The organism is Pseudomonas sp. MWU16-30322, from assembly GCF_020515535.1.
In the GTDB taxonomy this organism is placed as follows: Bacteria; Pseudomonadota; Gammaproteobacteria; order Pseudomonadales; family Pseudomonadaceae; genus Aquipseudomonas; species Aquipseudomonas fluorescens_H.
Genome location: NZ_JAIWYL010000004.1, coordinates 408,544 through 433,251, shown reverse-complemented (window position 1 = coordinate 433,251; position 24,708 = coordinate 408,544). Strand labels below are relative to the sequence as shown.

The window sequence follows — 24,708 nt, the reverse complement described above, 5'->3', positions numbered from 1 at the left end:
AACGTATGACCACTCGCAGTAACGAACTGCCGGCGCCTCGCAGCTTGTCGAGGCCCCGCCCTCCTCTCCACCCGACATGGCGCCGGCGCCTGAAGGGTCTGGCCCTGCCGCTGCTGATCGTGGTCGCCCTGGAGTTCATCGTGCGCATCGGCTGGCTGCCGTCCTATCAGATGCCAGCCCCGAGCGAGATCGCCCTGACCCTCACCGACCTCGCCGAAGGCGCACTGTGGAAACACATCGGCGCGAGCCTGATCCGCGTGTTGCTGGGATTTGCGATTGGCGCCAGCCTCGCGCTGGTGTTTGCCGCCTGGGTCGGCCTGAGCCGTGAGGCCGAGGCGTATCTGGAACCGACGTTCGCCGCCCTGCGTTCGATTCCGAGCCTGGCCTGGGTGCCGCTGTTGCTGCTGTGGCTGGGCATCGACGAAACCTCGAAAATCGTGCTGATCGCCATCGGCGCGTTTTTTCCGGTGTACGTCAACGTGGTCGCGGCGATTCGCAACATCGATCGCAAACTGGTCGAGGTCGGGCATATCTATGGTTTCAGCCGCTGGCAACTGGTGCGGCGGATTCTGCTGCCCGCCGCCCTGCCCGGCCTGTTTACCGGGCTGCGCAGCGGCATGAGTCTGGCGTGGATGTTTCTGGTGGCCGCCGAGCTGATCGCCGCGACCAAGGGCCTGGGTTATCTGCTCAGCGACGGCCGCGAAACCTCGCGACCGGACATCGTGCTGGCGGCGATCATCGTGCTCGCCCTGCTCGGCAAACTCAGCGACGGCCTGCTCGCAGTGCTTGAACGCCGCTGGCTCGCCTGGCGCGATACGTTCACCGGTCAGGAGGCGCAGGATTGATTGGCCGCAGCCAACTAAGCTGAAAGCGTCCAACCGGAGATCGGCGCATGTGCGGAAGACTCTCGCAGTACCGCGGCATTCACGACTTTGTCGCGGTGCTGAGCATTCCCGATGCGCTGATCAATCATGTCGGCGATGCGCCGCTGGCGCGATACAACGCCGCGCCGACCACTTCACTCGCCGTCCTCCATCAACATGATCGACGCCTGCATGCCGACAACCTGCGCTGGGGCTGGCGCCCGCATTGGGCCAAGGACCGCGCCGCACCGATCAACGCCCGTGTGGAAAAGGTCGCGCATGGCCCGTTCTTCCGGGCGATCTGGCATCATCGGTTGATCGTGCCGGTCGACAACTGGTTCGAATGGGTCGACGGTCCGGATAAAACCCGACAGCCGTGGCTGATCCGTCGTGCCGATCGCGGGCCGGTTTTCTGTGCCGCCATTGGACAATTTCCGACACCCGGCAGCGACGCCCGGGAGGACGATGGCTTTGTGATCATCACCGCCGACAGCGTCGGCGGCATGCTCGATATTCATGATCGCAGACCGGTGGTCTTTCGCGCTGACATGGTCGCCGAGTGGCTCGACCCGGCAACACCTGTGGAGCGCGCCGAACAGATGCTGCTGTTTGAAGGCGAACCCAGTGATGCCTTCGCTTGGCATAAAGTCGGCAAAGCTGTCGGTAATTCGCGCAATCAGGGTGCCGGGCTGATTGATGCAATCTTCTAAAAATCCCCGGCCCTCCCGCGTTAACCCTGTAGGAGCTGACGCAGGCTGCGATCTTTTGATCTTGTTTTAAAAAATTAAAGTCAAAAGATCGCAGCCTTCGGCAGCTCCTACAGGTGATTACAGGTGACGCAAGATCTTTACAGAGGTTGTTTCATTGTTGAGACAGCCCGAAAAAAACAGTCGTTTGAGCGAACCAACCGCCTGTCTGACATTTCAACCGTCATACATACATTTAGATGCGCTACGGATAGCATGCGCGCCGCATTTCCAATTGGCATACCAGTTGACCAAAGAGTCAATAAACCAGGAATCCCCTACAACTTTCACCACGCCTTGCAGAGAACTAAGTTGCGCGACGATTTTGCAATCAAACAGGCCAACGGCCTGGAGTGTATTTATCTGTCCATGACAGAACGCTTTCAACTCGACTGTTTTATCGGCCACTACATCAAGACCCGAAACCTGCGTTCAGTGCCGGACATCGAACGCATCCTGCGCACCACGCTCGAAAGCTATCCCGGTCACCCGCCGGTGATGGTCAACGAACTGAATGCGTGGATCGACAAGACTCTGGGCTATCGGGCGTCACACCCGGACTTCCCGTCTCTGGAAGACCTCTGATTCAACAAAAAGCCCCGCTTCTGCGGGGCTTTTTGCATGTTGTCAGAATTTCACGTCGGGCCCGGTGAGTTCCTTGTCATCGTCGTGCTTCCACGTCTGTTCCTTGCGTTTCTCACGCTCGATTTCTTCTTCACTGGGCTCGTCTATTTCTTCGTTTATTTCTTCGTCTTCATTCGGACGCTTTTGCTCGGTCGTCATGTGCACCTCGCCTTGTCGAAAATATTCATCCAACAAGCGTAGAACAGTTTTTTCCCGGCAACTTACAACCACCAGCGCAGCAAAAAGAAAAACGCCATGCTCAAGAGCATGCTGAGCAAGGTATTGCGGGTGTACAGCACCAGCCCGATTGCCACCAGCGAACTCAGCAAATACGGGTTATCCCACTGCAAATTCAGCTGTTTGTCCGGCATGAACACGATCGGCCCGCAAATCGCCGTGAGCATGCCCGGTACGGCAAACCCGAGAAACTGCCGAGCATTACTGCTCAAACGTACCGGCAGGCGCGGTTCGAGAAACACGTATCGGTTGAGGAACACCAGAAGTCCCATGCCGAAAATCACTGCCCAGACCATCATGTGCGCCCCCGATACAGCTTGTTGCAGACAAATCCTGCGGTCATCCCGGCCAGCCCTGACAACACCAGCGCCGAGCCCCACTGCCAATAGCTGAACAACACCGAGCAGAACAAAGACACGGCCACGCACACCACGGTCGGCACGTTACGCACCACCGGGGTGATCAACGCGATGAAGGTGGCGGCAATCGAGAAGTCCAGCCCCAGGTGCTCAAGCCCCGGAATGCTGCTGCCCAGAACGATGCCGGCCAGGGTGAAGAGGTTCCAGGCGATATAGAACGTCAGGCCGACGCCCAATGCGTACCAGCGATTGAACTGCTGACGGTCATACTGGCTGGTCAGGGCAAACAGTTCATCGGTGAGCAAAAAGCCCAGGCCGATGCGCCAGCGTCCGGGCAGCGGCGAAATCACCGGGCGCATGCTCATCCCGTACAGCAAGTGCTGCGAGGTCAGCAGCAGCGTGGTCAACAGAATCGAGAAAATCCCGGCACCGCCCTTGAGCATGCCGATCGCCACCAGTTGCGCGGCCCCCGCGAACACGATGCTCGACAAGCCCTGCCCCTGTAACGGCGTGAGATTGGCTTCGATCGCCATGGAGCCGGCCAGCAGCCCCCAAGGCGCCGTCGCCAGGGATAACGGCATGATCGCCGCAGCGCCGCGAAGAAACGCACGGCGCGGCATAAGTGAGTCAGACATAACGCTCTTCAACCGAGGAAACGGTCGCAGACTCTGCCAGCAAATGCCCTGTCGCGGCTTGAACAATCTTGCGCACTTGCGCTAAATCGCCGCGCCCCGGTGCGACTGTCGGCGTAGCATGGGAGCCTTCACAACCGCGTCAGGGAGACGACATGCTGTACCGAATCGCAGCCGACGGGCTGGTGCTGTTTCATCTGTGCTTCATTCTGTTCGTGCTGTTCGGCGGGCTGCTGGTACTCAAGTGGCCACGCTTGATGTGGCTGCACCTGCCTGCGGCCGCGTGGGGCGTGGCGGTCGAGGTGTTGCACCTGACCTGTCCGCTGACCTACTGGGAAAACCTGATGCGCCACGCCGCCGGGCAGACCGAATACGCCGGCGGCTTCATCGAGCACTACGTCTGGCCGATCATCTACCCCGCCGGCCTGACGCCGCAGATCCAGTTGGCGCTGGGCAGCGTGGTGCTGGTGATCAACCTGCTGGTCTACGGGCGCCTGCTGCGGCGCTGGCAACTGCGCCGCGCCAGCCGTATCCCGTTTTAACGCGCGGCGGGTTTCAAGGCTTGCAGCCAGGCCGGCTCCAGGCGCTTCTGGTCGATCTCCAGACCCAGCGCCTGCATCCGCTCCTTGTGCGCTTCGACTTCCCGATGTAGTTGCGCATGATCGCTGGAGTTACCGTCCAGTTCGTGCATCTGGGTCAGCCCCAGATGATAGAAGCGCAGCACCTTCATCGCGGTCGGATCGTTCTGCTCCACCGCCGCCGTCACCTGATGCATTACGTTGGTCACGCTCATCAGGCTGCGCTTGAGCCGCCAGCTATAGACCGCCGGGGCCATCCAGGTCTGATGCCAGAACTGCCCGCGCATCAGCGCCGCCGTCAGCAGGAACGCGACGAACACCCCGCCGACATTGAAGCGCAGATTGTCGCCGCCGGGTTCGCCGAACAGCGCCACCGCCGCCGTCGAAAGCACCATCGCCAACACCAGAAACAGCACGGCAATGATCAGCGTGCTGCGGCGGGTCTGCTGGCGAAACGTTGCTGGGTCCATCGTCTGGATCTCGAACATCGGGCATGACTTCCTTGAGCGATAAAAAGGGCAACGGAAAAAACTCGCCGGCGCATTATCGCCTCTCTCGGGGATTTAGCTATGCTGGGGGCCCTTTTCATCTTTTCAGCGTCCAACGGGGGACATGGCGGTACAGCGCAGATCGTGCCATCTTCATTCATGGATACACACTATTCGGATGCCATTCGCCTGCCACTGGAATGACATCGTTTTAAGGATCATTGCATGACCCAACGACACGTAATCAATGCCTCGGTCAGCCCGAAAGGCAGCCTGGAAACCCTTTCTCAACGTGAAGTTCAGCAACTGAGCGAAGCCGGATCCGGCAGCACCTACACCCTCTTCCGCCAGTGCGCCCTGGCCATCCTCAATACCGGCGCGCATGTCGACAACGCCAAGACCATCCTCGAAGCCTACAAGGACTTCGAAATCCGCATTCACCAGCAGGATCGCGGCGTGCGCCTCGAACTGCTGAACGCCCCGGCAGACGCCTTCGTCGACGGCGAAATGATCGCCAGCACCCGCGAGATGCTGTTCAGCGCCCTGCGTGACATCGTCTATACCGAAAACGAACTCGACAGCCAACGCATCGACCTCAGCTCCTCACAAGGTATCAGCGACTACGTGTTCCACCTGCTGCGCAACGCGCGCACCCTGCGTCCGGGCGTCGAGCCGAAAATCGTCGTGTGCTGGGGCGGTCACTCGATCAACACCGAAGAATACAAATACACCAAGAAAGTCGGCCACGAACTGGGCCTGCGCAGCCTCGACATCTGCACCGGTTGCGGCCCCGGCGTGATGAAAGGCCCGATGAAGGGCGCGACCATCGCTCACGCCAAACAGCGCATCCACGGCGGTCGCTACCTCGGCCTGACCGAGCCGGGAATCATCGCCGCCGAAGCGCCGAACCCGATCGTCAATGAGCTGGTGATCCTGCCGGACATCGAAAAACGTCTGGAAGCGTTCGTGCGTGTCGGCCACGGCATCATCATCTTCCCGGGCGGCGCCGGCACCGCCGAAGAGTTCCTGTACCTGCTGGGCATCCTGATGCACCCGGACAACGCCGGCCTGCCGTTCCCGGTGATCCTGACCGGGCCGAAACATGCCGCGCCGTATCTGGAACAACTCGACGCGTTCGTCACCGCCACCCTCGGCGATGCGGCGAAGCAGCACTATCAGATCATCATCGATAACCCGGCCGAGGTCGCCCGGCAGATGACGGCGGGTCTCAAAGCGGTGAAGCAGTTCCGCCGCGAGCGTAACGACGCGTTCCACTTCAACTGGCTGCTGAAGATTGACGAGAGCTTCCAGCGTCCGTTCGATCCGACCCACGAGAACATGGCCAATCTGAAACTGCACCGTGACCAGCCGCCCCACGAACTGGCGGCCAACCTGCGCCGCGCGTTCTCGGGGATCGTCGCCGGCAACGTCAAGGACAAGGGCATCCGCTTGATCGAAGAACACGGGCCGTACCAGATCCGTGGTGACGCGGCGATCATGCAACCGCTCGACGCGCTGCTCAAAGCCTTCGTCGCCCAGCATCGGATGAAACTGCCGGGCGGCGCGGCGTATGTGCCGTGCTATCGCGTGGTGGCGTAACTTTTCAGCCGCCGCATCAGCCAATGTGGGAGCGGGCTTGCTCGCGAAGAGGCCGTGTCAGTCAACAACAATGTTGCCTGACACACCCCTTTCGCGAGCAAGCCCGCTCCCACTATTGTTTTGAGGTCAATCCGATGCTGCCAATCAGCCTTTGTTTCTGACACAAAAGCCCCGTACATTCCTCACGACAGCCACCACCGGCCCGTACTAAGCTTCGCGATCAATTTTTCAGGGACGATTCATGAAACGGATTGCCGCGTGTCTGCTGTCACTCCTGGCCCTGGCGGCCGATGCGGCCGATCTGCAACTGCTCACCGACAACCACCCGCCCCTGCATTTCCAGCAAGGCGATCAACTGGTGGGTTACGGCGTGGATGTGGTGCGCGCGCTGGCCGAACAGACCGGCGACCGGATCGATCTGCAACAAGTGCCGTTGCTGCGCGCCCTGCGCACCGCCAGCGAAACACCCAACACCGGCGTCTTCACCGTCCTGCGTACCGACGAGCGCGATGACCGCTATCAATGGGTCGGGCCGCTGATTGAAGTCGAAACCGCGCTGTATGCCCATGCCAACAACCAGCCGCCGGTAAAAACCCTGCAGCAGGCGGATCAGGCCGGTCGCATCAGCGTGCCGCGCAAATGGCTGATCTACAGCTACCTGCAACAGCAGAACCTGAAGAACCTCGACGGCGTCGAAACCCCGGAACAGATGATGCGGCTGTTCAGCCTTGGCCGAACCGATTTCGTGGTCTCCGACACACTCTCCACCGCCGCACTGGCCCGCACCCAAGGCATGGAACCGGGACGCTTGCAGTATCAGATTCCGCTGATGAAACAGGACACCTACATTGCCTTTTCGCGGCAGACCGATCCGGGTCAGGTGCAACGCTGGCAGCAGGCACTGGAAACCTTGCGCGCCGATGGGCGAATGGAACAGATTCGCCAGCGCTGGTTGATGAATGCACTGCCGAGATAACTGAGCGGCCCCGTTCAACTGTAGGAGTGAGCCTGCTCGCGATAGCGTCAGCCCCTTCAGCAATGAGGTGACTGACCCACCGCTATCGCGAGCAGGCTCACTCCTACACGGATCTGTGCAAGCCGGTCTGCTTTCATTCCACCAGCCGCGTCGCCAACGCCTTCGCCTGCAATGCCACATCCGTCACCGCCGTGCTCTCCCACCACATCCCGCGCAGCGGTGGCCCCATCGCGAACAATCGGCTGCCGGCCTGCCCTTCGGCATCCAGCACCGCACCGTCCACCGCCGCCGCAATCCCCAAGGCCAACGGCCCCGGACGTACCAGCCCGCGCGCCAACAATTGCTGGGGCAGCGGCCGCGCGACGCGGCGCCAGTCGTACTCGATGCCGCTGGAATTGATCAGTGCTGCACCCTGTACCAGACACGTTTCCACCTCGCCCCGACGCCGAATCCGAATGCTCACACCCTCGCCCGTCACCGGCTCAAGCCCCTTGAACGACGCCGCCTGAATCCGCAACCGCCCCTCGTTGTGCAAGCGCTCCACCAATGCCGCACTCAACGGTGGCGAACGGTGATGATGACTCTCCCACCACGGCCGTAAATGGCGTACGAATTGTCGACGCTGCACGTCAGTCGCCTGACTCCACAGCCGTCCGATGTGCGCCCGCACCGTGTCCAGCGGCGCCTGCCAGTCGATGCCCTGAGCGATCGCCTCACGACAATGCCGACGTAGCTCGCGCAACAACTGTCGCGGCGTACGAATGCTCTGATCCTCGGCGAGGATATCCACCCACGCCGGCGGTTGGCGCCGCACATGGGGCAACAGTCCATGACGGGAAAACACTTCGATCGGCCCGCAATGCCCCGCCTGCTCCAGCGAAACCACCGCATCAACCATGGTCAGGCCGGAGCCGATGATCAGCACGGTCGATTGCGGATCGAGCTGGCGCATCGCCGCAACATCCCACGGATCAAGCGCAGCGGCGTTCAGGCCACTGGACTCTTTCTGCGGCGTGCGGGCGGCGGGGAACATGCCCGTGGCGAGCACGGCGTGGGCACCGCGCAGCGTCTGCCCATTGCTCAAGCTCAGTTGCACCGAGTCGGCATCGGATTGCACATCGACGACTTCAGCGCAAATGTGCTCGACCGTCGAACCGTGCTGCGCACCAACGACCCGCGCTTCGGCCAGGCGCTGCTGCACATACACGCCGAACAAGCCACGTGGCGGGAACAGCTCACTGATCGGCACGTTCTGCTCGGCAGATTGCGGCCAGCCGCCGGCGGCAATGTGCGCGGTCAGCCATTGAGTCAGATCATCCGGGTTATCCGGGTCGACACTCATGCGCGCCGCATTGCCGTTGAGCGTATGCCCCAGTTCGACGGCGCTGTAGGCCTCGCCACGGCCGAGTTCGGCGCGTGGTTCAATGATCAAGATCTGGCGTTGGCCGGGCAGTCGCAGCAATTGCACGGCCAGCATCGTACCGCTAAGGCCCCCGCCGATAATCAGGATGTCTGCGTTCTGATTCATTTCAAATCACCACATTGCGCACAAACCGCACCGCGACCGCTCCGTCATTGCGATAGCCGTGCGGCTGGTTGCTGGCAAACATGAAAAACTCCCCGGCAGAAATGGTGTTGGTCACGTCGCCAACCGTTAACGTCAAGCAACCCTCGAATACGTAAATCTGTTCGCTCCAGCCATCGGCATCCGGTTGCGAGGGATAGACCTCGCCCGGTTGCAGGCACCATTCCCACTGTTCGACTTCACGTGTGGCGGTGGCCTTGGACAACAACACCGCTTTGCTGCCGGGAATCACTCCGGCCCACGCCACCTCGTTGATGCGGCTGGTATCGCGCGCGTCGGGGGCCTGGATCAGGTCGCTGAACGCCACGTCGAGCGCTTCGGCGACCCGGTCGAGGGTGGTCAGGCTGACATTCTTTTCCCCGGCCTCGATCGCCACCAGCATGCGGCGACTGACGCCGGACTTTTCCGCCAGCGCGGTCTGGCTCATGTCGGCAGCGTGGCGCAGGCGCCGAACGTTGTGGCTGACGTGTTGCAGGACGGACGCCCGTTGGCTGGAATCTTTGTGCACTATATTGCTCACTCGGTGGGGTTGGGCAGTATACTGCGCAACGTTGGGCGCATTGTGCGTCCTGCCTTTTATAGTGCGCAAGGTCATGACGTCAGTGAACAGCTCCCCCACGCCTCTTCGCTTCTCCCGCTTCAGCAAGGCCGAGTGCGTGCTGGTGCTGATCACCATGGTCTGGGGCGGCACGTTCCTGCTGGTGCAACACGCCATGACCGTCAGCGGCCCGATGTTCTTTGTCGGCCTGCGCTTTGCCGCTGCGGCCGCCATTGTCGCGCTGTTCTCCTGGCGTCACTTGCGTGAACTGACCCTGTTCGAACTCAAGGCGGGCGCCTTCATCGGCGTGGCGATCATGCTCGGTTACGGCTTGCAGACGGTTGGCCTGCAAACGATCCCGAGCAGCCAGTCGGCATTCATCACCGCGCTGTACGTGCCCTTCGTGCCGTTGCTGCAATGGCTGGTGCTGGGCCGTCGTCCGGGGTTGATGCCAAGCATCGGCATCATGCTGGCGTTTACCGGGTTGATGCTGCTGTCCGGGCCGTCCGGCGCTTCGCTGAATTTCAGCCCCGGGGAAATCGCCACGCTGATCAGCGCCATCGCGATTGCCGCCGAGATCATTCTGATCAGCACCTACGCCGGTCAGGTCGACGTGCGCCGGGTGACCGTGGTGCAGCTGGCGGTGACCTCTGTGCTGTCGTTCCTGCTGGTGGTGCCGACCGGCGAAGCGCTTCCGGATTTTTCCTGGACCTTGCTGGTGACCGCGCTGGGTCTCGGCGCAGCGAGTGCGGCGATTCAGGTGGCGATGAACTGGGCGCAGAAGAGTGTTTCGCCGACCCGGGCGACGTTGATCTATGCCGGTGAGCCGGTGTGGGCCGGGATCGTCGGGCGGATTGCCGGGGAGCGCTTGCCGGCGATTGCCTTGGTTGGCGCGGGGTTGATTGTCGCGGCGGTGATTGTCAGTGAGTTGAAGACCAAGGGTAAGGTTGTCGAAGTAGACGCTGAGCTGGAGCGGGAGACCCAAGGCTGATCCGCAATATCTTGAGTGCCTGAACCATAGCTATCGCGAGCAGGCTCACTCCTACAATTGAAATGCGTTTCCCCTGTAGGAGTGAGCCTGCTCGCGATGAGGCCATCCCAAGCGACATCCATCTACCTGAAACAATGCCAAACAGAAAATTCCAGACTACTTTGTAGGATTCTGAGACATCCTCGGGTTTGGTAATCAGGGAGCTGGCACGTATGATGCTTCACAAACTTCCGCAGATTAGAAGCCTATGTCCCTGATAGTTCTACTGCTTCTGCCATTCATTGGCAGCTGTCTGGCAGCGGTGCTGCCACACAACGCGCGTAATACCGAATCCCTGTTGGCAGGTCTGGTCGCTTTGATCGGCACCGTGCAGGTCGCGCTGTTGTACCCGCAAATCGCCCACGGCGGGGTGATTCGCGAAGAGTTCATGTGGCTGCCCAGCCTGGGTCTGAACTTCGTCCTGCGCATGGACGGCTTCGCCTGGCTGTTCTCGCTGCTGGTGCTGGGCATCGGCGCACTCGTCTCTTTATATGCGCGTTATTACATGTCGCCGGACGACCCGGTGCCGCGCTTCTTCGCCTTCTTCCTGGCGTTCATGGGCGCCATGCTCGGGCTGGTGATCTCCGGCAACCTGATCCAGATCGTGTTCTTCTGGGAACTGACCAGCCTCTTCTCGTTCCTGTTGATCGGCTACTGGCACCACCGCTCTGACGCCCGGCGTGGCGCCTATATGGCGCTGATGGTCACCGGTGCGGGAGGATTGTGCCTGCTGGCGGGGGTCATGATCCTCGGCCATGTCGTCGGCAGCTATGACCTGGACAAGGTCCTGGCCGCCGGCGATCTGATTCGCGCACATGCCCTCTACCCTATTCTGCTTCCCCTCATCCTCATCGGCGCCCTCAGCAAAAGCGCCCAGTTCCCTTTCCACTTCTGGCTGCCGCACGCCATGGCGGCGCCCACCCCGGTTTCGGCTTATCTGCACTCGGCGACCATGGTCAAGGCCGGGGTGTTCCTGCTTGCGCGCCTATGGCCGTCGCTGTCCGGCAGTGAAGAGTGGTTCTACATCGTCAGCGGCGCCGGGGCGTGCACCCTGCTGCTTGGCGCCTACTGCGCAATGTTCCAGAACGACCTCAAGGGCCTGCTGGCCTACTCGACCATCAGCCATCTGGGCCTGATCACCTTGCTGCTGGGTCTGAACAGCCCACTGGCAGCGGTCGCGGCGGTGTTCCACATCCTCAATCACGCGACCTTCAAGGCTTCGCTGTTCATGGCCGCCGGGATCATTGACCACGAAAGCGGCACCCGTGACATCCGCAAACTCAGCGGCCTGATCAAACTGATACCGTTCACCGCCACGTTGGCGATGGTTGCCAGTGCGTCGATGGCTGGCGTGCCGTTGCTCAACGGCTTCCTGTCGAAAGAAATGTTCTTCGCCGAAACCGTGTTCATCAACGCCACCGCGTGGGTCGAAGCAGCACTGCCGATTGTCGCAACCATCGCTGGCACATTCAGCGTCGCCTACTCGCTGCGCTTCACCGTCGATGTGTTCTTCGGCCCGACGGCTACCGACCTGCCGCACACCCCGCACGAACCGCCGCGCTGGATGCGTGCGCCGGTGGAGCTGCTGGTGTTCACCTGTCTGGTCGTCGGGATCTTCCCGGCGCAAGTGGTCGGCCCGCTGCTCGCGGCCGCCGCGCTGCCGGTGGTGGGCGGCACGTTGCCCGAGTACAGCCTGGCGATCTGGCACGGGCTGAACGCGCCGATGATCATGAGTCTGATCGCCATGTCCGGCGGCATCGTGGTCTATCTGCTGTTGCGCAACCAGCTCAAGCGTGGCCGCTTCAAATACCCGCCGCTGGTGGGCCGTTTCAACGGCAAGCGCCTGTTCGAGCGCAGTCTGGTGATCATGATGCGCATGGCCCGTCGGGTAGAACGCCGACTCGGCACCCGGCGCCTGCAGATGCAATTGTTCCTGATGGTCCTGGCGGCGGTGCTCGCCGGGCTGATCCCGATGTTGCACAGCAGCCTGAGCTGGGGCGACCGGCCGAAGATTCCGGGCTCCATCGTGTTCGTCACCCTGTGGCTGCTGGCGATTGCCTGCGCCCTCGGCGCGGCATGGCAGGCCAAGTATCACCGTCTCGCCGCCCTGACCATGGTCAGCGTCTGCGGGCTGATGACCTGTGTGACCTTCGTCTGGTTCTCGGCGCCGGATCTGGCCCTGACGCAACTGGCGGTCGAAGTGGTGACCACGGTGCTGATCCTGCTCGGCCTGCGCTGGCTGCCACGACGCATCGAAGAAGTCTCGCCACTGCCATCGAGCCTGCGCAAGGCCCGGGTGCGCCGCTTGCGCGACTTGCTGCTGTCGATCGCCGTCGGCGCCGGCATGGCACTGCTGTCCTACGCCATGCTGACGCGGCAGACGCCCAACGACATTTCCTCGTTCTACCTCAGCCGCGCCATGCCCGAGGGCGGTGGCAGCAACGTGGTCAACGTGATGCTGGTGGACTTCCGCGGCTTCGACACCCTCGGTGAAATCACCGTGCTGGTGGCCGTGGCACTGACCGTGTTCGCCCTGCTACGCCGCTTCCGCCCGCCGAAAGAAAGCCTGCAATTGCCGGCCCAGCAACGCTTGCTCGCGCCGGACGTGGTCACCGATCTGGTCAACCCGCGTACAGCCAGCGACACCGCGCTCGGGTTCATGATGGTGCCGGCAGTGCTGGTGCGCCTGCTGCTGCCGATTGCGCTGGTGGTGTCGTTCTACCTGTTCATGCGCGGCCACAACCAGCCGGGCGGCGGTTTCGTCGCCGGATTGGTGATGTCAGTGGCGTTCATCCTGCAATACATGGTCGCTGGCACCCAGTGGGTCGAGGCGCAAATGAGCCTGCGACCGCTGCGCTGGATGGGCACCGGCCTGCTGTTTGCCACCGCCACCGGTCTCGGGGCGATGGCGGTCGGCTATCCGTTCCTCACCACCCACACCTGGCATTTCGCATTGCCGCTGCTGGGCGAGATCCATATCGCCAGTGCGCTGTTCTTCGATATCGGCGTGTACGCCGTGGTGGTCGGCTCGACGCTGCTGATTCTGACCGCTCTCGCCCACCAATCGGTGCGTGGTCACAAGACCGCGTCGCTACCCAAGTCCGTCGCCAGCAAAGGAGCCGTCTGATGGAAGAAGTCATCGCAATCGCCATCGGCGTACTCGCCGCGTCCGGTGTCTGGCTGGTGTTGCGGCCACGGACATTCCAGGTGGTCATGGGCCTGTGCCTGTTGTCCTACGCGGTCAACCTGTTCATCTTCAGCATGGGCAGCCTGTTCATCGGTAAAGAGCCGGTGATCAAGGACGGCGTGACCCAGGACCTGCTGCACTACACCGATCCGCTGCCACAGGCCCTGGTGCTGACGGCCATTGTCATCAGCTTTGCCATGACCGCGCTGTTCCTGGTGGTGCTGCTGGCGTCGCGGGGCCTGACCGGCACCGACCACGTCGACGGCCGGGAGCCCAAGGAATGATGGCGATGACTCACCTGATCGCCGCACCGATCCTGCTGCCGCTGCTGACCGCCGCCATCATGTTGATGCTCGGCGAAAAGCACCGCCCGCTGAAGGCGAAAATCAATCTGTTCTCCAGCCTCGTCGGCCTGTTCATTTCGGTGATGCTGCTGCAGTGGACGCAAACCACCGGTGTGCCCGGGTCCATCGGCGTTTACCTGCCGGGCAACTGGCAAGCGCCGTTCGGCATCGTGCTGGTGGTCGATCGCCTGTCGGCGTTGATGCTGGTGCTGACCGGCATCATCGGCGTCAGCGCATTACTGTTTGCCATGGCGCGCTGGGACGGCGCGGGGTCGAGCTTCCACGCGCTGTTCCAGATTCAACTGATGGGTCTGTACGGCGCGTTCCTCACCGCCGACCTGTTCAACCTGTTCGTGTTCTTCGAAGTGCTGCTCGCCGCCTCCTATGGCCTGTTGCTGCACGGCTCGGGTCGGGCGCGGGTGTCGTCGGGGCTGCATTACATTTCGATCAACCTGCTGGCCTCGTCGCTGTTCCTTATTGGCGCGGCGCTGATCTATGGCGTCACCGGCACCCTGAACATGGCCGATCTGGCGCTGAAGATTCCACTGGTGCCGGAAGCCGACCGTGGCTTGCTGCACGCCGGCGCGGGGATTCTCGCCGTGGCGTTCCTGGCCAAGGCTGGTATGTGGCCGCTGAACTTCTGGCTGGTGCCGGCCTACTCCTCGGCGAGCGCACCGGTGGCGGCGATGTTCGCGATCATGACCAAGGTCGGCGTCTACACCCTGCTGCGCCTGTGGACGCTGCTGTTCTCCGGGCAAGCCGGAGCCTCGGCATTCTTCGGTGGTGACTGGCTGATCTACGGCGGCATGGCGACCATGGCCTGCGCGGCGCTGGCGATTCTGGCCGCGCAACGTCTGGAGCGCATGGCCAGCCTGAGCATTCTGGTGTCGGCGGGGATTCTCCTGTCGGCGGTAGGTTTCGCCCAGCCGAACCTGATCGGCGCAGCCCTGTTCTATCTGGTCAGCTCGACCCTGGCCCTGAGCGCACTGTTCCTGTTGGCCGAACTGATTGAGCGTTCACGTTCGGCCAACGAAATCCCGCTGGAGGACGAAAACGAGTTGTTGCCACGTCCGCAGGAATCCTTGCAACCGCCCAAGGGCATCAACCTCGACGACGAACAGAAAGCGGTGGTCGGTCAGGTCATTCCGTGGACCATGGCGTTTCTCGGTTTGAGCTTCATTGCCTGCGCGCTGTTGATCATCGGCATGCCGCCGCTGTCCGGGTTCATCGGCAAGCTCAACCTGATCGGTGCCCTGCTCAATCCGTTGGGGCTGGGGACTGATGCTCCAATCTCGAATGCCGCATGGGCGTTGCTGGCGCTGCTGATCCTCTCCGGACTGGCCTCACTGATGGCATTCGCCCGTATGGGTATCCAGCGTTTCTGGACACCCGAAGAGCGCCCTTCGCCGCTGCTGCGCAAGCTTGAATGTGCGCCGATCTTCCTGTTGCTGGGGCTGAGCATCGCACTGACCTTCAAGGCCGAGCCATTGCTGCGGTACACCCAGGCCACCGCCGACGCCTTGAACAATCCGCAGCAATACGTAATGGCGGTGCTCGGCACTCGCGCCGTGCCAAGCCCTGAAGCCAAGGCGGCGATGCTGGAGGTGCAACCATGAAGCGTGTATTTCCCGCGCCGTGGCTGTCACTGGCACTGTGGGCCTTGTGGCTCACGCTGAACCTGTCTGTCAGCCCGGGCAATCTGCTGCTCGGTGCAATACTGGGGTTCGCGGCACCGCTGATGATGCGCAAGCTGCGTCCGAAACAGGTACGCATTCGCCGCCCGCTGACGATCCTGCGCCTGTTCCTGCTGGTCGGTCGTGACGTGATCCTCTCCAACCTGATCGTCGCCTGGGGCGTGCTCAACGCCGGTCGCAGACCGCCGCGTTCGCGCTTCGTCAAAGTGCCGCTGGACCTGCGCGACGCCCACGGTCTGGCCGCTCTGGCGATGATTTGCACCGTGGTGCCCGGCACCGTGTGGTCGGAGCTGGCGCTGGATCGCAGCATCCTGCTGCTGCACGTTTGGGATCTGGATGACGAGGCGCACTTCATCCACCACTTTAAGACTGCCTACGAGCAGCCGTTGATGGAGATTTTCGAATGAGCCCGTTGCTGTCGAACGCGATTCTGCTGACGCTGTTTCTATTCTCGCTGGCGATGGTCCTGACCTTGATTCGCCTGTTCAAGGGGCCTTCGGCACAGGATCGGGTACTCGCTCTGGATTACCTGTATATCGTCGCCATGCTGATGATGCTGACGTTGGGCATTCGTTATTCCAGTGACACTTACTTCGAAGCGGCGCTGCTGATCGCGCTGTTCGGCTTCGTCGGCTCGTTTGCCCTGGCGAAATTCCTGCTGCGTGGCGAGGTGATCGAATGAATGCTGAATTGTCGATGTGGGTCGAGATTCCGGTGGCGATCCTGCTGGTGCTCAGCGGGGTGTTTGCGCTGATTGGTGCGACCGGATTGCTGCGCATGAAGGATTACTTCCAGCGCATGCACCCACCGGCGCTGGCCTCGACGCTGGGCGCCTGGTGCGTGGCGCTGGCATCGATCATCTGCTTCTCGGTGCTCAAGTCCGGGCCCGTGCTGCACGCGTGGCTGATTCCGATTCTGCTGGCGATTACCGTACCGGTGACCACGCTGCTGCTGGCGCGGGCTGCATTGTTCCGCAAGCGCATGGCCGGGGATGATGTGCCGGCTGAGGTGAGTAGCCGCAGGACCGAGAGCGGTAGCTGAAGTTTTATATTGTCTGCAATGACGCCATCGCGAGCAGGCTCACTCCTACAGGGGAACGCATTCCAAATGTAGGAGTGAGCCTGCTCGCGATAGCAATCTCCAGCTCACCTCAAACTTCAGACCCAAGCCACCGCCAGCAACCCCGCCCCCAACACCAGGCACAATGGCGAATACACCCAGGTATCCAGCCGCGCAAACCGCGAACCCTTCACCTCTTTGAAAAACCCCACCAGATTCGAATCGCCGATCGCCCGGGCAAACATCAACAATGCAATCGCACTGATCACCCATTGCAACGCCTTGTGGTGCACCGCCGGCATACCCCAGCCGACCCGCATGCACACCAGCGCGGCAATCGCCAATAATGCTGCCGCCACCACCAAGGTAATCCAGCCTGACGGTTTGAACGCCGGTCGCACCGTTGCCGCCAGACCTTGCACCGGCACTTGCGGTACCGCCGCCACCGCCGCCCATTGTCCACCCAGCGCCCAATACACATGTACCAGGGCGATCACTGCAAATATCGTCACCAGCCATTGAGCCAACACAAAGGTCATGGTCGAGAATCCTTTCCAGGGATTTGAACAAAACATCCTAGTTGGCATTTTTTGAAGTGCACGACCGATCGGCGGTACGGTAAAGTGCCGCCCCATGAAATTCACCCGTTCCGATCGCTCATTGCTGGCCTGGATGCTCTATTGCTGCGTCCTGTTCAACGTGTTCGCCTGCAGCATCGGTCACGGGCAAATGGTCGGGATGCAGCTCAACGGTATCGGCGGCCAGTTCTGTACGGTCGACCCGGCCACTCAAGCGCCGCTGGCCAGCAATCCCACCGAAGAGCAACTGCCGACCCTGTCCAAGGCGTTCGGCTGTCCGCTGTGCTCGGTCGGCGGCGGCGGCATGGGCCCGGCATTCAACTCCAGCCTGACCCTCGCGGTTCTGCCCGAGCAACACAGCCCGCCGCTGGCACCCATCGTCAGCGCCGACCTCCCTGCCCGCTTCACCTGGCCTTCAGCCAACCCACGCGCCCCACCGCTCGCCTGAGTGTCTTCGCCCTTTTGATTGTTCAGCCCACTGCGCCAACGCGCGGCGTTCGCCTGTGCGCTGACTCCTAGACAAGCATTCAGGATTCAACGATGAAACACATTCCTCTGCTGGCGAGCCTGTGCGGCTGCCTGTCCCTAAACGCCTGGGCGCAATCCACCGTGGACCTGGCGCCGATCACCATCGACGGCGAATCCACCAGCGAACCGGGCCTGAGTCTCGATCAATCCAGCGGCATGGCCTCGCGCCTCGGCTTGAGCGTGCGCGACACGCCGGCCTCGGTGGCCGTCGCCAACCGCAACGACATCGAACGTCACGGCGCGCAAAACTTTCAGGACGCCGCCAACACCCTGCCCGGGGTCAATGCCAGCGCGCCGCCAGGCTTTGGCGGATTCGTCTCCTACCGCGGCTTCACCAGCAGCCAGATCACCCAGATGTTCAACGGCGTCACCGTCTCCGGTGGCCTCGCCCGGCCGGTGGATTCATGGATCTATGATCGGGTCGAGCTGGTGGGCGGGCCTTCGTCACTGATCAACGGCGCAGGCTCGGTGGGGGGTTCGCTGAACTACGTGACCAAACTGGCAACTCGCGACGAACAAGCCGCTGAAGGTCGCGTCAGCTACGGCAGTTACGACACCACCGAAACCGCGTTCGGCCTCAATCACGCGCTGACCGACCCAAGCGCCGACGTGCAGCACTACGCGCGGCTCGATGTCAGCCACAACACCAGCAACGGCTACATCGACCGCCAGGAACGCGATGCCTGGAGCGTAGCGTTCTCGTTGCTCAGCGACCTCACGCCGGATTTGTCGCACACCCTGGCCCTGGAATATCAGGACGAACACGAAGACAGCCCCTACTGGGGCACGCCGGTGCTCAACCCCAAGGCCGGCGAGTTGAAGATCGACAAACACAACCGCTTCAACAACTACAACGTCGAGGACGGGCGCTACGAACAGCGCACGATCTGGGTGCGCTCGATCATCGACTACCGGATCAACGACAGCACCACCCTGCGCAACACGCTGTATCACCTCGACAGCCAGCGCGATTACCGCAACCTCGAGACCTACCAGTACAACGCCGACAACAGCGCGGTGAACCGCTCCACCGCCTATCAAGTACGGCATCAGGGCGAGCAGAACGGCAACCAGTTCGAACTGCGCCACGACAACACCCTGTTCGGCCTCGACACCACCTGGTCCGGCGGTTTCGAGTACAAGGTCAACCAGACCACCAACTCTCCGCTGAATATCAAAGGCGCGAGCACCGTCGATCCGAACAACTACCGTCCGGGGCATTTCTACGACATTCCCGGCACCAACCCGGCACTGATCAGCGACAAGACCAACGAGGTCACCACCAAAGCGCTGTTCGTGGAAAACCGTCTGGCACTGACCGACAAACTGGTGTTGCTCAGCGGCCTGCGTTACGACGACATCGACCTCGACGTGACCAACCATCGCACCGTGACGGCCGCCAATCCGAAGCACCTCAAACGCAGTTGGGAGCCGGTCACCGGGCGCGTCGGCCTGACTTACCAGTTCATTCCAGCGGCCAACGTCTACGTGCAATACAGCACCGCCGCCGAGCAGCCGAATGGCACCCAGGACTTCGAAGTGTCGACCGGCAAGCAATGGGAAATCGGCAGCAAGTTCGACTACCTGAATGGCCGTGGTTCGGCGACGGTGGCCGCGTACACCATCGAGCGCAAGGACTTCGCCGTGACCGATCCGTTGGACCCGACCAGCAGCATTCCGGTGGGTCAGCAAACCTCGAAAGGCATCGAGATCGCCAGTTCCCTGCGGATCACCGACAAGCTGTTGGCCGAAGGCAACTTCGCCTGGGTCGATGCGCAGTACGACGACTTCACCGAAAAGAATGCCGCCGGCGTGGTGGTGTCGCGCAAGGGCAACACGCCGACCAACGTTCCGGATCGGGTCGGCAATCTGTGGCTGACCTACGATTTCTCGCCGCAATGGCAAGGTGGGGTCGATGCACGGTATGTGGCGTCGGTGTATGCGGATACGGCGAACACCATGACCGTGCCGTCGTACACGCTGTTCGGCAGTTTCCTCAGCTACAAGGTCGACTCGCACACCACCGTCACCGGTCGGGTGCGTAATCTGACCAATGAGGTGTATGCCGAGTTTGCGCATGTTTCGCCGGCGTACTATCTGGGTACGCCGCGTACCTTTGAATTGGCGGTGCAGACGAAGTTTTAAAAGCGTAAAAGCTTCGCGAGCAAGCCCGCTCCCACAATTGGAACGCGTCCTCCTGTGGGAGCGGGCTTGCTCGCGAAGAGGCCAGCGGACGCACCACCTACTTCAGATCAGCCGCCACCTTCTCCGCCACATCCTTCGGCACCCATGCCTGCCAGACCTCCGGATGCGCCTTCATGAACGCTTCCGCCGCCTGGCGTGGCGCGGTGTGCTTCTCGCTCATCTCGGCCAGCGCCTTGTTCAGCGGTTCGATAGGTAAATCCACCTTGCTGAAGAAAGCCGCGATCTGCGGATACTCTTTCTGGAACGGTGCAGAGACCCCGATCGACAGCTTCGACGCCAGCGAACGGGTCGGTTTCGGATTCGGGTTGTCGGCATCGGTCAACGTCTTCCACGCCTCGGCATCGAACGGTGGCTCCTCCAGCTGCACCAGTTTGAATTTGCCAAGCAGCGGCGTCGGCGACCAGTAATAGAACAGCACCGGTTTGCCCCGACGAATCGATGAGGTGATTTCGGCGTCCAGCGCCGCACCCGATCCGCTGCGGAAATTGGTGTAGTCATCCTGCAGGCCGTAAGCGGTCAGCTTCTGCTTGTTCACCACTTCCGAGGTCCAGCCAATCGGGCTGTTGAGGAAACGCCCCTTGCTCGGATTCTCCGGATCAGCGAACACGTCCTTGTATTTCTTCAGGTCATTGACACTGCGCAAGTCCGGGGCCATGGGCTTGATGCCCTTGGCCGGATCGCCCTTGATCACGTATTCCGGCACCCACCAGCCTTCAGTGGCACCCTTGACCGTATCCCCCAGGCTGGCGACCTTGCCCTCGGCTTCGGCCTTGACCCACACCGGACTGCGCCCGGCCCACTCTTCGCCAATGACCTGAATGTCATTGTTGGCCAGGGCGGTTTCCAGGGTGATGGTGGTGCCCGGCAGCGTATCGGTCGGCAGGCCATAGCCCTTCTCGACGATGATCCGCAGAACATCGGTGATCAGGCTGCCGCTTTCCCAGTTCAGGTCGGCAAAATGGATGGGCGTCTGCGCCGCCGTCACCGGTTGCGCCAATGCCAGCACACCGAACGAGACCACGCTGGCGGCCAGTAACCGTCGAAATCCTTTCATGCTTTTGCACCTCGTGCTGTTCTCAGCAATAGCAGGATGGCCTGGCAGAAGACCGCAAGCCTCTGAATACTCAGTCAACTGACTGTAGCCGAGGTTCCTGCTTTTTCCGGGACCGGTTCCCGACGAGGTTACGTTTCAGACTTTTCCTGCAAGCTTTGCAGCTCGCGTCTGACCATGCTGGCGTATTCCGCAGGCCGCAAGGTGTAGATCTGCGCTGCCACCCAGTTCAGCCACGCGCCCTGCAACTCGGCTTTGGCGTGAAACAGCCGCAAGGCCTCTTCACGCGCGCGATCGAGGTTCTGCGAATGGAAGTCGGCACGACTCACACCACCGCTCACTCGCTGGCCTTGAACGTGATCAGTTCGCCCTTGCGCCACTTCGCCGCTTTACCGGTCACGGCTTTCAGGGTCTTGGTCAGGCCTTCCTGCAATTGCTGATGCGCGGCAAACACCGTCACCACGCTATGGCCTTCCTTGAACAGGATCGCGTGACCGTCCGCGGTATCGACAAAGGCATAGTCGCCCAGGCCATACACCGTCAGTTTGATTTCGCGAAAGCGAATATCCATCTTGCCGCCTTCACGGCTGGGCAAAACGGCAGCGCTGAAATGATCGCCGACCTTGAGCTTGAGCCCCGGTTTGTCATCGACTACCAACGCACTTTCGGTGTCGATCTCGGCCACATAAATGCCTTCGGCGTTCTGTTCGGTGATGTAAACAAAACGCGATTGAAACTGCTTGACCAGCTTTGCACGCAAATCACCCAACACGAACAAAGCATGCATATCGAGATTACTGACTGCCAAAGAAACATCCCCACATCTGAAAAGTACCCTGCGCCAAAACGCGCACGGCAAAAAAAACGGCCAGGCCGATGCTGTTACCGAATGACTTCAGTAAACCTGAAACAAGCAGAACGCCCATTCATCGCGAGTTCGCAAGACTACTGGAAAGTCACGCGAGAAACTTGGCTCGACGTTCGCCAGGCCTTGAAGGAAAAGTCCTCACTTAAGCGTAGTGAAGACGGACTACAAACTTTAGGGAAAAAGCTGACGAAAAAAAGCCTTTTTCCGACATATCACCGGTAAAAAATTGCTTTAGATAGAGACCTGTCGCCAACAGGCACTGGCGATTCTAGAGCAGCGATGCTCCTTCCGACTACCCAAACCGACCTGTAACCGTCGGCTACCCCATGAAAAGGACTTCATATGTGCACTCTGACTCACTTTGCCCAGCCTTCCAACCCCGGTATCGAACAACCTTTCGTGCTGCAAGGCGCTGACTTACCGGACCTTGCCCCCTACGCACAAAGCGCTTACGCGCCGCGATTTCAGGTAGTACCGGCGGGTAACGCGTTCTTTCATATCAAGGAATCGTCTACCGGACGTGTAAGAGGTTTCCGCGAAGACCATAACGAAGCGTGCGCCCTCGCCCGCTCGCTTGAATCACGAATCGAACTCTTGTCCAACGGCTGCCTCAGATAAAGAGCAAGCGACAGCGCCATTCCGGCACACGCAAAAGGAGTACACGATGGAACTGCCAGCATATGATCTGAAAACCCTGTTCGACCAACTGGGCCTGCCATCGGAAGACGGAGCAATCGACGATTTCATCGAAGCGCATCCGCTGGACGCCAACACCAAGTTGATCGATGCCGACTTCTGGACGCCGCAACAGGCGCAGCTTCTGAAGGAATGGCTGCGCGCCGACGGCGAAGAAGCGGTGATGGTCGATGAATTGAACGTACGCCTGCACGACGGCCGTTAATACATGTCAGTGCAGGCTGTCGCCAGGCTCGGCCATCAGTTGCGCGAGCCAGGCAGCCTTGCACTCCTCCGCCTCGTCGCGACTGGCGAACGCGGTGCCACGCCGCTCACCGTTGAGCAACACCACCCAGCAGACGCTGCGGCCCATCGCACGCAATCCGGCGGGCACACCACTGCCAATCATCACTGCGACATCGACTCTGCACATACTGACCTCTCGACTTCATTAGCTACCTAACTAATAGCAATGTTAGTGACTTCGTCGCAGAGGAAACAGCAACGCCCGTGCACAGATTCATTGCACGAGCGGTAACAATCGATCAGCGCGGACTCTCCGGCTTATATCCCAGGCGCAGACCGCCCCAATGCCGCCCCTTGACCATGATCGGCACCGACAGGTCATGCATCAGCTCCCCGGTATCGCGGGTGTAAGTCTGCAGCAACACCGCTTGTTGATGGCTGCCGCAGCGAATCCCGGTGCGATCGGCGAACTTGCGTTTGGTGCGGTTGCCCACCGCGTCCACCTGCGGGTCATCGGTCAACGGCTGACTGAACGCCAGGTTGTGCGTCGGCACATACCCCTGCTGCGTGCAGGCGATGGCGAACACCAAGCCCTCGTGGCGTGGCAGCAACGGCTCCTGAATCGCCGGCAGCACTTGATCGGTATAGCGATCGAAACGGGTCTGAAACTTCGCCGGTTGCGTCCCGGGAATCGGTTGATACTGGCGGTCGAACAAATCTTCAAGGCTGATCCGCCCCTGCTCGACATCCGCCTCGAACCGCGCCGCAATCTGACTCGCGCCCTCACGCGCCAGGTCATAGACGCGCTGGTGATAGTCATCCAGACCGACTTCGGCCAGACGCTCGCTGATGGTTTCCGCCTGGCCTTCCATCTGTACGGCGGCCTCGGCCAGGCGTCGGGTCTGCTGATCGCTGATCGCCAGATCACTGCGCATTTGCTCAATGGCCTTGAACAGGCTGTCGAGCTGCTCGCGATTGGTTTCTGCGCCACGAGCGATTTCACCGACCTGGGTTTCCACGCCGGCCGCCAGCCGCGCGATGTTTTCCAAATGCTGGCCGGTGTTTTCAACTTGTTCGACACCGGTCTGCAAATCGCTGGACAGCTCGCGGATCTGCTCCACCACTTGCGCTGTGCGTTGCTGAATATCGGCAACCATCTCCCCGACTTCGCCGGTCGCCGAGGCCGTCCGGGCCGCCAGACCACGCACCTCATCCGCCACCACTGCGAAACCGCGACCATGCTCGCCAGCCCGCGCCGCTTCAATCGCCGCGTTCAACGCCAGCAGATTGGTCTGGCTGGCGATGGATTGAATCACCAGGGTTACGCGCTGAATGTCATCGCTGCGCAGACTCAGGGCTTCGATCAACTCACGGCTGGCATTGGCGCGTTGACTGAGTTGATGCATACGCGCAATCGAATCCACCAGCTCGGTGCGCCCGGCTGCGCTGCTGTGATGCGCTTCGCTGGCAGCCTCCAGCGCTTCACGGCTGAGCTTTGAGGTGGCGTGTTCGGTGGCGATCATCACTTCGGCGTTGCTGACAATCTGCGCCGCCGCGTCGAGTTGCGATTCCAGTTTGCTCGCCAGTTGCTTGACGGAAAACGCCACGCCGGCGGCTGACAGCGCGTTATGACTGGTGGTGTGGGAAAGATCGCGGGTGAGTTCGGAAATCGCGCTACCGGTCTCGGCAGGCACAACATCGGCGATGGCCCGCGAGCGCAGGCGCGGCAGCCAGACAATCAGCATCGCCAGCGGCATGCCGATGTACAGCGACCATCCACCCAGCGTCATGCCGGCGAGCAACAGCATCAGGGCGATGCTTTGCAGGGTCGGAGCGATCCAGCGGTTTTTCGGCAACAGCACTGGTGCGGGCAAAGCCCCAACCAGAGATCCATCTCTCGTCATATCAACACCCCACGCTTGTTCTCATTGTTGTGGCTGCATTAAACGCCACTAGAACGCCATTATCCATGGTCCGTTAGTCGTGGAGTCTGCAGCAGGTCAATGGAACGGCGCGCA

General features: G+C 61.2%; 29 protein-coding genes. 17 read left to right on the top strand and 12 right to left on the bottom strand.

All coding sequences use genetic code 11. The features are described from left to right. The first annotated feature begins 5 nt into the window (after nt 1-5). The 3 genes from LCH64_RS10665 to LCH64_RS10655 all read left to right on the top strand — a co-directional run bounded on the left by LCH64_RS10665 (nt 6) and on the right by LCH64_RS10655 (nt 2,194). The gene (locus LCH64_RS10665) at nt 6-845 is read left to right on the top strand and encodes an ABC transporter permease (RefSeq protein ID WP_226500211.1); all 840 of its coding nucleotides are present in this window, start codon (nt 6-8) and stop codon (nt 843-845) included. Nucleotides 846-892: 47 nt separating this feature from the next. Further along, nucleotides 893-1,573, top strand: coding sequence for an SOS response-associated peptidase family protein (locus LCH64_RS10660; protein ID WP_226500210.1), 681 nt, complete (start codon nt 893-895; stop codon nt 1,571-1,573). Nucleotides 1,574-1,921: 348 nt separating this feature from the next. Further along, a complete protein-coding gene (locus LCH64_RS10655) occupies nt 1,922-2,194 on the top strand; it encodes a hypothetical protein (RefSeq protein WP_226500209.1) in 273 nt (90 codons plus the stop codon). 42 nt (nt 2,195-2,236) lie between these two features. On the opposite strand, the gene LCH64_RS10650 is transcribed toward LCH64_RS10655, so the two are convergent. From LCH64_RS10650 to LCH64_RS10640, 3 genes are all read right to left on the bottom strand, one after another. Continuing rightward, nucleotides 2,237-2,392 carry a hypothetical protein gene (locus LCH64_RS10650; protein WP_226500208.1) on the bottom strand — a complete coding sequence of 52 codons (156 nt, stop codon included), beginning with the start codon at nt 2,390-2,392 and terminating at the stop codon, nt 2,237-2,239. 62 nt (nt 2,393-2,454) lie between these two features. Further along, nucleotides 2,455-2,766, bottom strand: coding sequence for an AzlD domain-containing protein (locus LCH64_RS10645; protein ID WP_226500283.1), 312 nt, complete (start codon nt 2,764-2,766; stop codon nt 2,455-2,457). After that, a complete protein-coding gene (locus LCH64_RS10640; RefSeq protein WP_226500207.1) occupies nt 2,766-3,464 on the bottom strand; it encodes an AzlC family ABC transporter permease in 699 nt (232 codons plus the stop codon). The genes LCH64_RS10645 and LCH64_RS10640 overlap by 1 nt, the downstream gene beginning before the upstream one ends. A gap of 152 nt (nt 3,465-3,616) precedes the next feature. Between LCH64_RS10640 and LCH64_RS10635 the strand changes: the two genes are divergently transcribed. Further along, nucleotides 3,617-4,003 (top strand): DUF2784 domain-containing protein, encoded by a 387-nt coding sequence (locus tag LCH64_RS10635; RefSeq protein WP_226500206.1) that lies wholly within the window; start codon nt 3,617-3,619, stop codon nt 4,001-4,003. On the opposite strand, the gene LCH64_RS10630 is transcribed toward LCH64_RS10635, so the two are convergent. Beyond that, nucleotides 4,000-4,527 (bottom strand): DUF3087 domain-containing protein, encoded by a 528-nt coding sequence (locus LCH64_RS10630; RefSeq protein ID WP_226500205.1) that lies wholly within the window; start codon nt 4,525-4,527, stop codon nt 4,000-4,002. The genes LCH64_RS10635 and LCH64_RS10630 overlap by 4 nt on opposite strands. 225 nt (nt 4,528-4,752) lie before the next feature. Between LCH64_RS10630 and ppnN the strand changes: the two genes are divergently transcribed. Together ppnN and LCH64_RS10620 are read left to right on the top strand one after the other, a co-directional pair. Then, nucleotides 4,753-6,126, top strand: a complete 1,374-nt coding sequence (ppnN, locus tag LCH64_RS10625) for a nucleotide 5'-monophosphate nucleosidase PpnN (RefSeq protein ID WP_226500204.1) — start codon at nt 4,753-4,755, stop codon at nt 6,124-6,126. A gap of 241 nt (nt 6,127-6,367) precedes the next feature. Continuing rightward, nucleotides 6,368-7,102 carry a transporter substrate-binding domain-containing protein gene (locus LCH64_RS10620; RefSeq protein WP_103521392.1) on the top strand — a complete coding sequence of 245 codons (735 nt, stop codon included), beginning with the start codon at nt 6,368-6,370 and terminating at the stop codon, nt 7,100-7,102. Between the two features lie 133 nt (nt 7,103-7,235). Here LCH64_RS10620 and LCH64_RS10615 read toward each other — a convergent pair whose 3' ends face one another. Both LCH64_RS10615 and LCH64_RS10610 read right to left on the bottom strand, forming a co-directional pair. Beyond that, nucleotides 7,236-8,630, bottom strand: coding sequence for an FAD/NAD(P)-binding protein (locus tag LCH64_RS10615; protein WP_226500203.1), 1,395 nt, complete (start codon nt 8,628-8,630; stop codon nt 7,236-7,238). 1 nt (nt 8,631) lies between these two features. Then, nucleotides 8,632-9,195 carry an XRE family transcriptional regulator gene (locus LCH64_RS10610; RefSeq protein ID WP_226500202.1) on the bottom strand — a complete coding sequence of 188 codons (564 nt, stop codon included), beginning with the start codon at nt 9,193-9,195 and terminating at the stop codon, nt 8,632-8,634. Between the two features lie 85 nt (nt 9,196-9,280). Between LCH64_RS10610 and LCH64_RS10605 the strand changes: the two genes are divergently transcribed. The 7 genes from LCH64_RS10605 (at nt 9,281) to LCH64_RS10575 (ending at nt 16,521) form a co-directional block, all read left to right on the top strand. Next, on the top strand, nt 9,281-10,216 hold the full coding sequence (locus LCH64_RS10605; protein WP_226500201.1) for a DMT family transporter: 936 nt from the start codon (nt 9,281-9,283) through the stop codon (nt 10,214-10,216). A gap of 247 nt (nt 10,217-10,463) precedes the next feature. Then, on the top strand, nt 10,464-13,382 hold the full coding sequence (locus LCH64_RS10600) for a monovalent cation/H+ antiporter subunit A (RefSeq protein ID WP_226500200.1): 2,919 nt from the start codon (nt 10,464-10,466) through the stop codon (nt 13,380-13,382). Next, nucleotides 13,382-13,726 carry a Na+/H+ antiporter subunit C gene (locus LCH64_RS10595; protein ID WP_003225953.1) on the top strand — a complete coding sequence of 115 codons (345 nt, stop codon included), beginning with the start codon at nt 13,382-13,384 and terminating at the stop codon, nt 13,724-13,726. Before LCH64_RS10600 ends, LCH64_RS10595 begins: the two co-directional genes overlap by 1 nt. Further along, nucleotides 13,723-15,402: a monovalent cation/H+ antiporter subunit D gene (locus LCH64_RS10590; RefSeq protein WP_003225955.1), complete on the top strand. Its 1,680-nt coding sequence runs from the start codon at nt 13,723-13,725 to the stop codon at nt 15,400-15,402. Before LCH64_RS10595 ends, LCH64_RS10590 begins: the two co-directional genes overlap by 4 nt. Then, complete coding sequence (locus LCH64_RS10585) at nt 15,399-15,887, top strand: Na+/H+ antiporter subunit E (RefSeq protein ID WP_201137303.1); 489 nt, start codon at nt 15,399-15,401, stop codon at nt 15,885-15,887. The genes LCH64_RS10590 and LCH64_RS10585 overlap by 4 nt, the downstream gene beginning before the upstream one ends. Then, nucleotides 15,884-16,162 carry a K+/H+ antiporter subunit F gene (locus LCH64_RS10580; protein WP_003225959.1) on the top strand — a complete coding sequence of 93 codons (279 nt, stop codon included), beginning with the start codon at nt 15,884-15,886 and terminating at the stop codon, nt 16,160-16,162. The genes LCH64_RS10585 and LCH64_RS10580 overlap by 4 nt, the downstream gene beginning before the upstream one ends. Further along, complete coding sequence (locus LCH64_RS10575) at nt 16,159-16,521, top strand: Na+/H+ antiporter subunit G (RefSeq protein WP_226500199.1); 363 nt, start codon at nt 16,159-16,161, stop codon at nt 16,519-16,521. Before LCH64_RS10580 ends, LCH64_RS10575 begins: the two co-directional genes overlap by 4 nt. 116 nt (nt 16,522-16,637) lie before the next feature. Here the strand turns inward: LCH64_RS10575 and LCH64_RS10570 are convergent, their stop codons facing one another. Then, nucleotides 16,638-17,078 (bottom strand): DUF3995 domain-containing protein, encoded by a 441-nt coding sequence (locus LCH64_RS10570; protein ID WP_226500198.1) that lies wholly within the window; start codon nt 17,076-17,078, stop codon nt 16,638-16,640. Nucleotides 17,079-17,172: 94 nt separating this feature from the next. On the opposite strand from LCH64_RS10570, the gene LCH64_RS10565 reads away from it, so the two are divergent. Together LCH64_RS10565 and LCH64_RS10560 are read left to right on the top strand one after the other, a co-directional pair. Next, nucleotides 17,173-17,565, top strand: coding sequence for a DUF2946 domain-containing protein (locus LCH64_RS10565; protein WP_226500197.1), 393 nt, complete (start codon nt 17,173-17,175; stop codon nt 17,563-17,565). 92 nt (nt 17,566-17,657) lie between these two features. Beyond that, nucleotides 17,658-19,790 carry a TonB-dependent receptor gene (locus LCH64_RS10560; protein WP_226500196.1) on the top strand — a complete coding sequence of 711 codons (2,133 nt, stop codon included), beginning with the start codon at nt 17,658-17,660 and terminating at the stop codon, nt 19,788-19,790. Nucleotides 19,791-19,887: 97 nt separating this feature from the next. Here the strand turns inward: LCH64_RS10560 and LCH64_RS10555 are convergent, their stop codons facing one another. From LCH64_RS10555 to LCH64_RS10545, 3 genes are all read right to left on the bottom strand, one after another. Then, a complete protein-coding gene (locus tag LCH64_RS10555) occupies nt 19,888-20,904 on the bottom strand; it encodes an ABC transporter substrate-binding protein (RefSeq protein WP_003225969.1) in 1,017 nt (338 codons plus the stop codon). 128 nt (nt 20,905-21,032) lie between these two features. Next, on the bottom strand, nt 21,033-21,230 hold the full coding sequence (locus LCH64_RS10550; RefSeq protein ID WP_103484200.1) for a hypothetical protein: 198 nt from the start codon (nt 21,228-21,230) through the stop codon (nt 21,033-21,035). Between the two features lie 8 nt (nt 21,231-21,238). Next, entirely contained in the window at nt 21,239-21,688 is a 450-nt protein-coding gene (locus LCH64_RS10545; RefSeq protein ID WP_051018090.1) for a hypothetical protein, read from the bottom strand. A 423-nt stretch (nt 21,689-22,111) separates the two neighbouring features. Here LCH64_RS10545 and LCH64_RS10540 point away from each other — a divergent pair, with 423 nt between their 5' ends. Together LCH64_RS10540 and LCH64_RS10535 are read left to right on the top strand one after the other, a co-directional pair. Beyond that, on the top strand, nt 22,112-22,387 hold the full coding sequence (locus tag LCH64_RS10540; RefSeq protein ID WP_226500195.1) for a hypothetical protein: 276 nt from the start codon (nt 22,112-22,114) through the stop codon (nt 22,385-22,387). Between the two features lie 46 nt (nt 22,388-22,433). Further along, complete coding sequence (locus LCH64_RS10535) at nt 22,434-22,670, top strand: DUF2789 family protein (RefSeq protein WP_003225976.1); 237 nt, start codon at nt 22,434-22,436, stop codon at nt 22,668-22,670. Between the two features lie 6 nt (nt 22,671-22,676). Here LCH64_RS10535 and LCH64_RS10530 read toward each other — a convergent pair whose 3' ends face one another. Beyond that, the gene (locus tag LCH64_RS10530) at nt 22,677-22,877 is read right to left on the bottom strand and encodes a hypothetical protein (RefSeq protein WP_003225978.1); all 201 of its coding nucleotides are present in this window, start codon (nt 22,875-22,877) and stop codon (nt 22,677-22,679) included. Nucleotides 22,878-22,989: 112 nt separating this feature from the next. Continuing rightward, entirely contained in the window at nt 22,990-24,594 is a 1,605-nt protein-coding gene (locus LCH64_RS10525) for a methyl-accepting chemotaxis protein (RefSeq protein WP_226500194.1), read from the bottom strand. Nucleotides 24,595-24,708 lie beyond the last annotated feature (114 nt).

Excerpts from the sequence above, each read along its gene's own strand:
- LCH64_RS10650 (WP_226500208.1), bottom strand. The coding sequence starts at position 2,392 with ATGACGACCGAGCAAAAGCGTCCGAATGAAGACGAAGAAATAAACGAA.
- LCH64_RS10570 (WP_226500198.1), bottom strand. The coding sequence starts at position 17,078 with ATGACCTTTGTGTTGGCTCAATGGCTGGTGACGATATTTGCAGTGATC.
- LCH64_RS10620 (WP_103521392.1), top strand. The coding sequence starts at position 6,368 with ATGAAACGGATTGCCGCGTGTCTGCTGTCACTCCTGGCCCTGGCGGCC.
- LCH64_RS10600 (WP_226500200.1), top strand. The coding sequence starts at position 10,464 with ATGTCCCTGATAGTTCTACTGCTTCTGCCATTCATTGGCAGCTGTCTG.
- LCH64_RS10555 (WP_003225969.1), bottom strand. The coding sequence starts at position 20,904 with ATGAAAGGATTTCGACGGTTACTGGCCGCCAGCGTGGTCTCGTTCGGT.
- LCH64_RS10645 (WP_226500283.1), bottom strand. The coding sequence starts at position 2,766 with ATGGTCTGGGCAGTGATTTTCGGCATGGGACTTCTGGTGTTCCTCAAC.
- LCH64_RS10635 (WP_226500206.1), top strand. The coding sequence starts at position 3,617 with ATGCTGTACCGAATCGCAGCCGACGGGCTGGTGCTGTTTCATCTGTGC.
- LCH64_RS10545 (WP_051018090.1), bottom strand. The coding sequence starts at position 21,688 with ATGCATGCTTTGTTCGTGTTGGGTGATTTGCGTGCAAAGCTGGTCAAG.
- ppnN (WP_226500204.1), top strand. The coding sequence starts at position 4,753 with ATGACCCAACGACACGTAATCAATGCCTCGGTCAGCCCGAAAGGCAGC.
- LCH64_RS10540 (WP_226500195.1), top strand. The coding sequence starts at position 22,112 with ATGTGCACTCTGACTCACTTTGCCCAGCCTTCCAACCCCGGTATCGAA.
- LCH64_RS10665 (WP_226500211.1), top strand. The coding sequence starts at position 6 with ATGACCACTCGCAGTAACGAACTGCCGGCGCCTCGCAGCTTGTCGAGG.
- LCH64_RS10595 (WP_003225953.1), top strand. The coding sequence starts at position 13,382 with ATGGAAGAAGTCATCGCAATCGCCATCGGCGTACTCGCCGCGTCCGGT.
- LCH64_RS10605 (WP_226500201.1), top strand. The coding sequence starts at position 9,281 with ATGACGTCAGTGAACAGCTCCCCCACGCCTCTTCGCTTCTCCCGCTTC.
- LCH64_RS10575 (WP_226500199.1), top strand. The coding sequence starts at position 16,159 with ATGAATGCTGAATTGTCGATGTGGGTCGAGATTCCGGTGGCGATCCTG.
- LCH64_RS10615 (WP_226500203.1), bottom strand. The coding sequence starts at position 8,630 with ATGAATCAGAACGCAGACATCCTGATTATCGGCGGGGGCCTTAGCGGT.
- LCH64_RS10585 (WP_201137303.1), top strand. The coding sequence starts at position 15,399 with ATGAAGCGTGTATTTCCCGCGCCGTGGCTGTCACTGGCACTGTGGGCC.
- LCH64_RS10660 (WP_226500210.1), top strand. The coding sequence starts at position 893 with ATGTGCGGAAGACTCTCGCAGTACCGCGGCATTCACGACTTTGTCGCG.
- LCH64_RS10580 (WP_003225959.1), top strand. The coding sequence starts at position 15,884 with ATGAGCCCGTTGCTGTCGAACGCGATTCTGCTGACGCTGTTTCTATTC.
- LCH64_RS10560 (WP_226500196.1), top strand. The coding sequence starts at position 17,658 with ATGAAACACATTCCTCTGCTGGCGAGCCTGTGCGGCTGCCTGTCCCTA.
- LCH64_RS10535 (WP_003225976.1), top strand. The coding sequence starts at position 22,434 with ATGGAACTGCCAGCATATGATCTGAAAACCCTGTTCGACCAACTGGGC.
- LCH64_RS10590 (WP_003225955.1), top strand. The coding sequence starts at position 13,723 with ATGATGGCGATGACTCACCTGATCGCCGCACCGATCCTGCTGCCGCTG.
- LCH64_RS10640 (WP_226500207.1), bottom strand. The coding sequence starts at position 3,464 with ATGTCTGACTCACTTATGCCGCGCCGTGCGTTTCTTCGCGGCGCTGCG.
- LCH64_RS10630 (WP_226500205.1), bottom strand. The coding sequence starts at position 4,527 with ATGTTCGAGATCCAGACGATGGACCCAGCAACGTTTCGCCAGCAGACC.
- LCH64_RS10530 (WP_003225978.1), bottom strand. The coding sequence starts at position 22,877 with ATGTGCAGAGTCGATGTCGCAGTGATGATTGGCAGTGGTGTGCCCGCC.
- LCH64_RS10525 (WP_226500194.1), bottom strand. The coding sequence starts at position 24,594 with ATGACGAGAGATGGATCTCTGGTTGGGGCTTTGCCCGCACCAGTGCTG.
- LCH64_RS10565 (WP_226500197.1), top strand. The coding sequence starts at position 17,173 with ATGAAATTCACCCGTTCCGATCGCTCATTGCTGGCCTGGATGCTCTAT.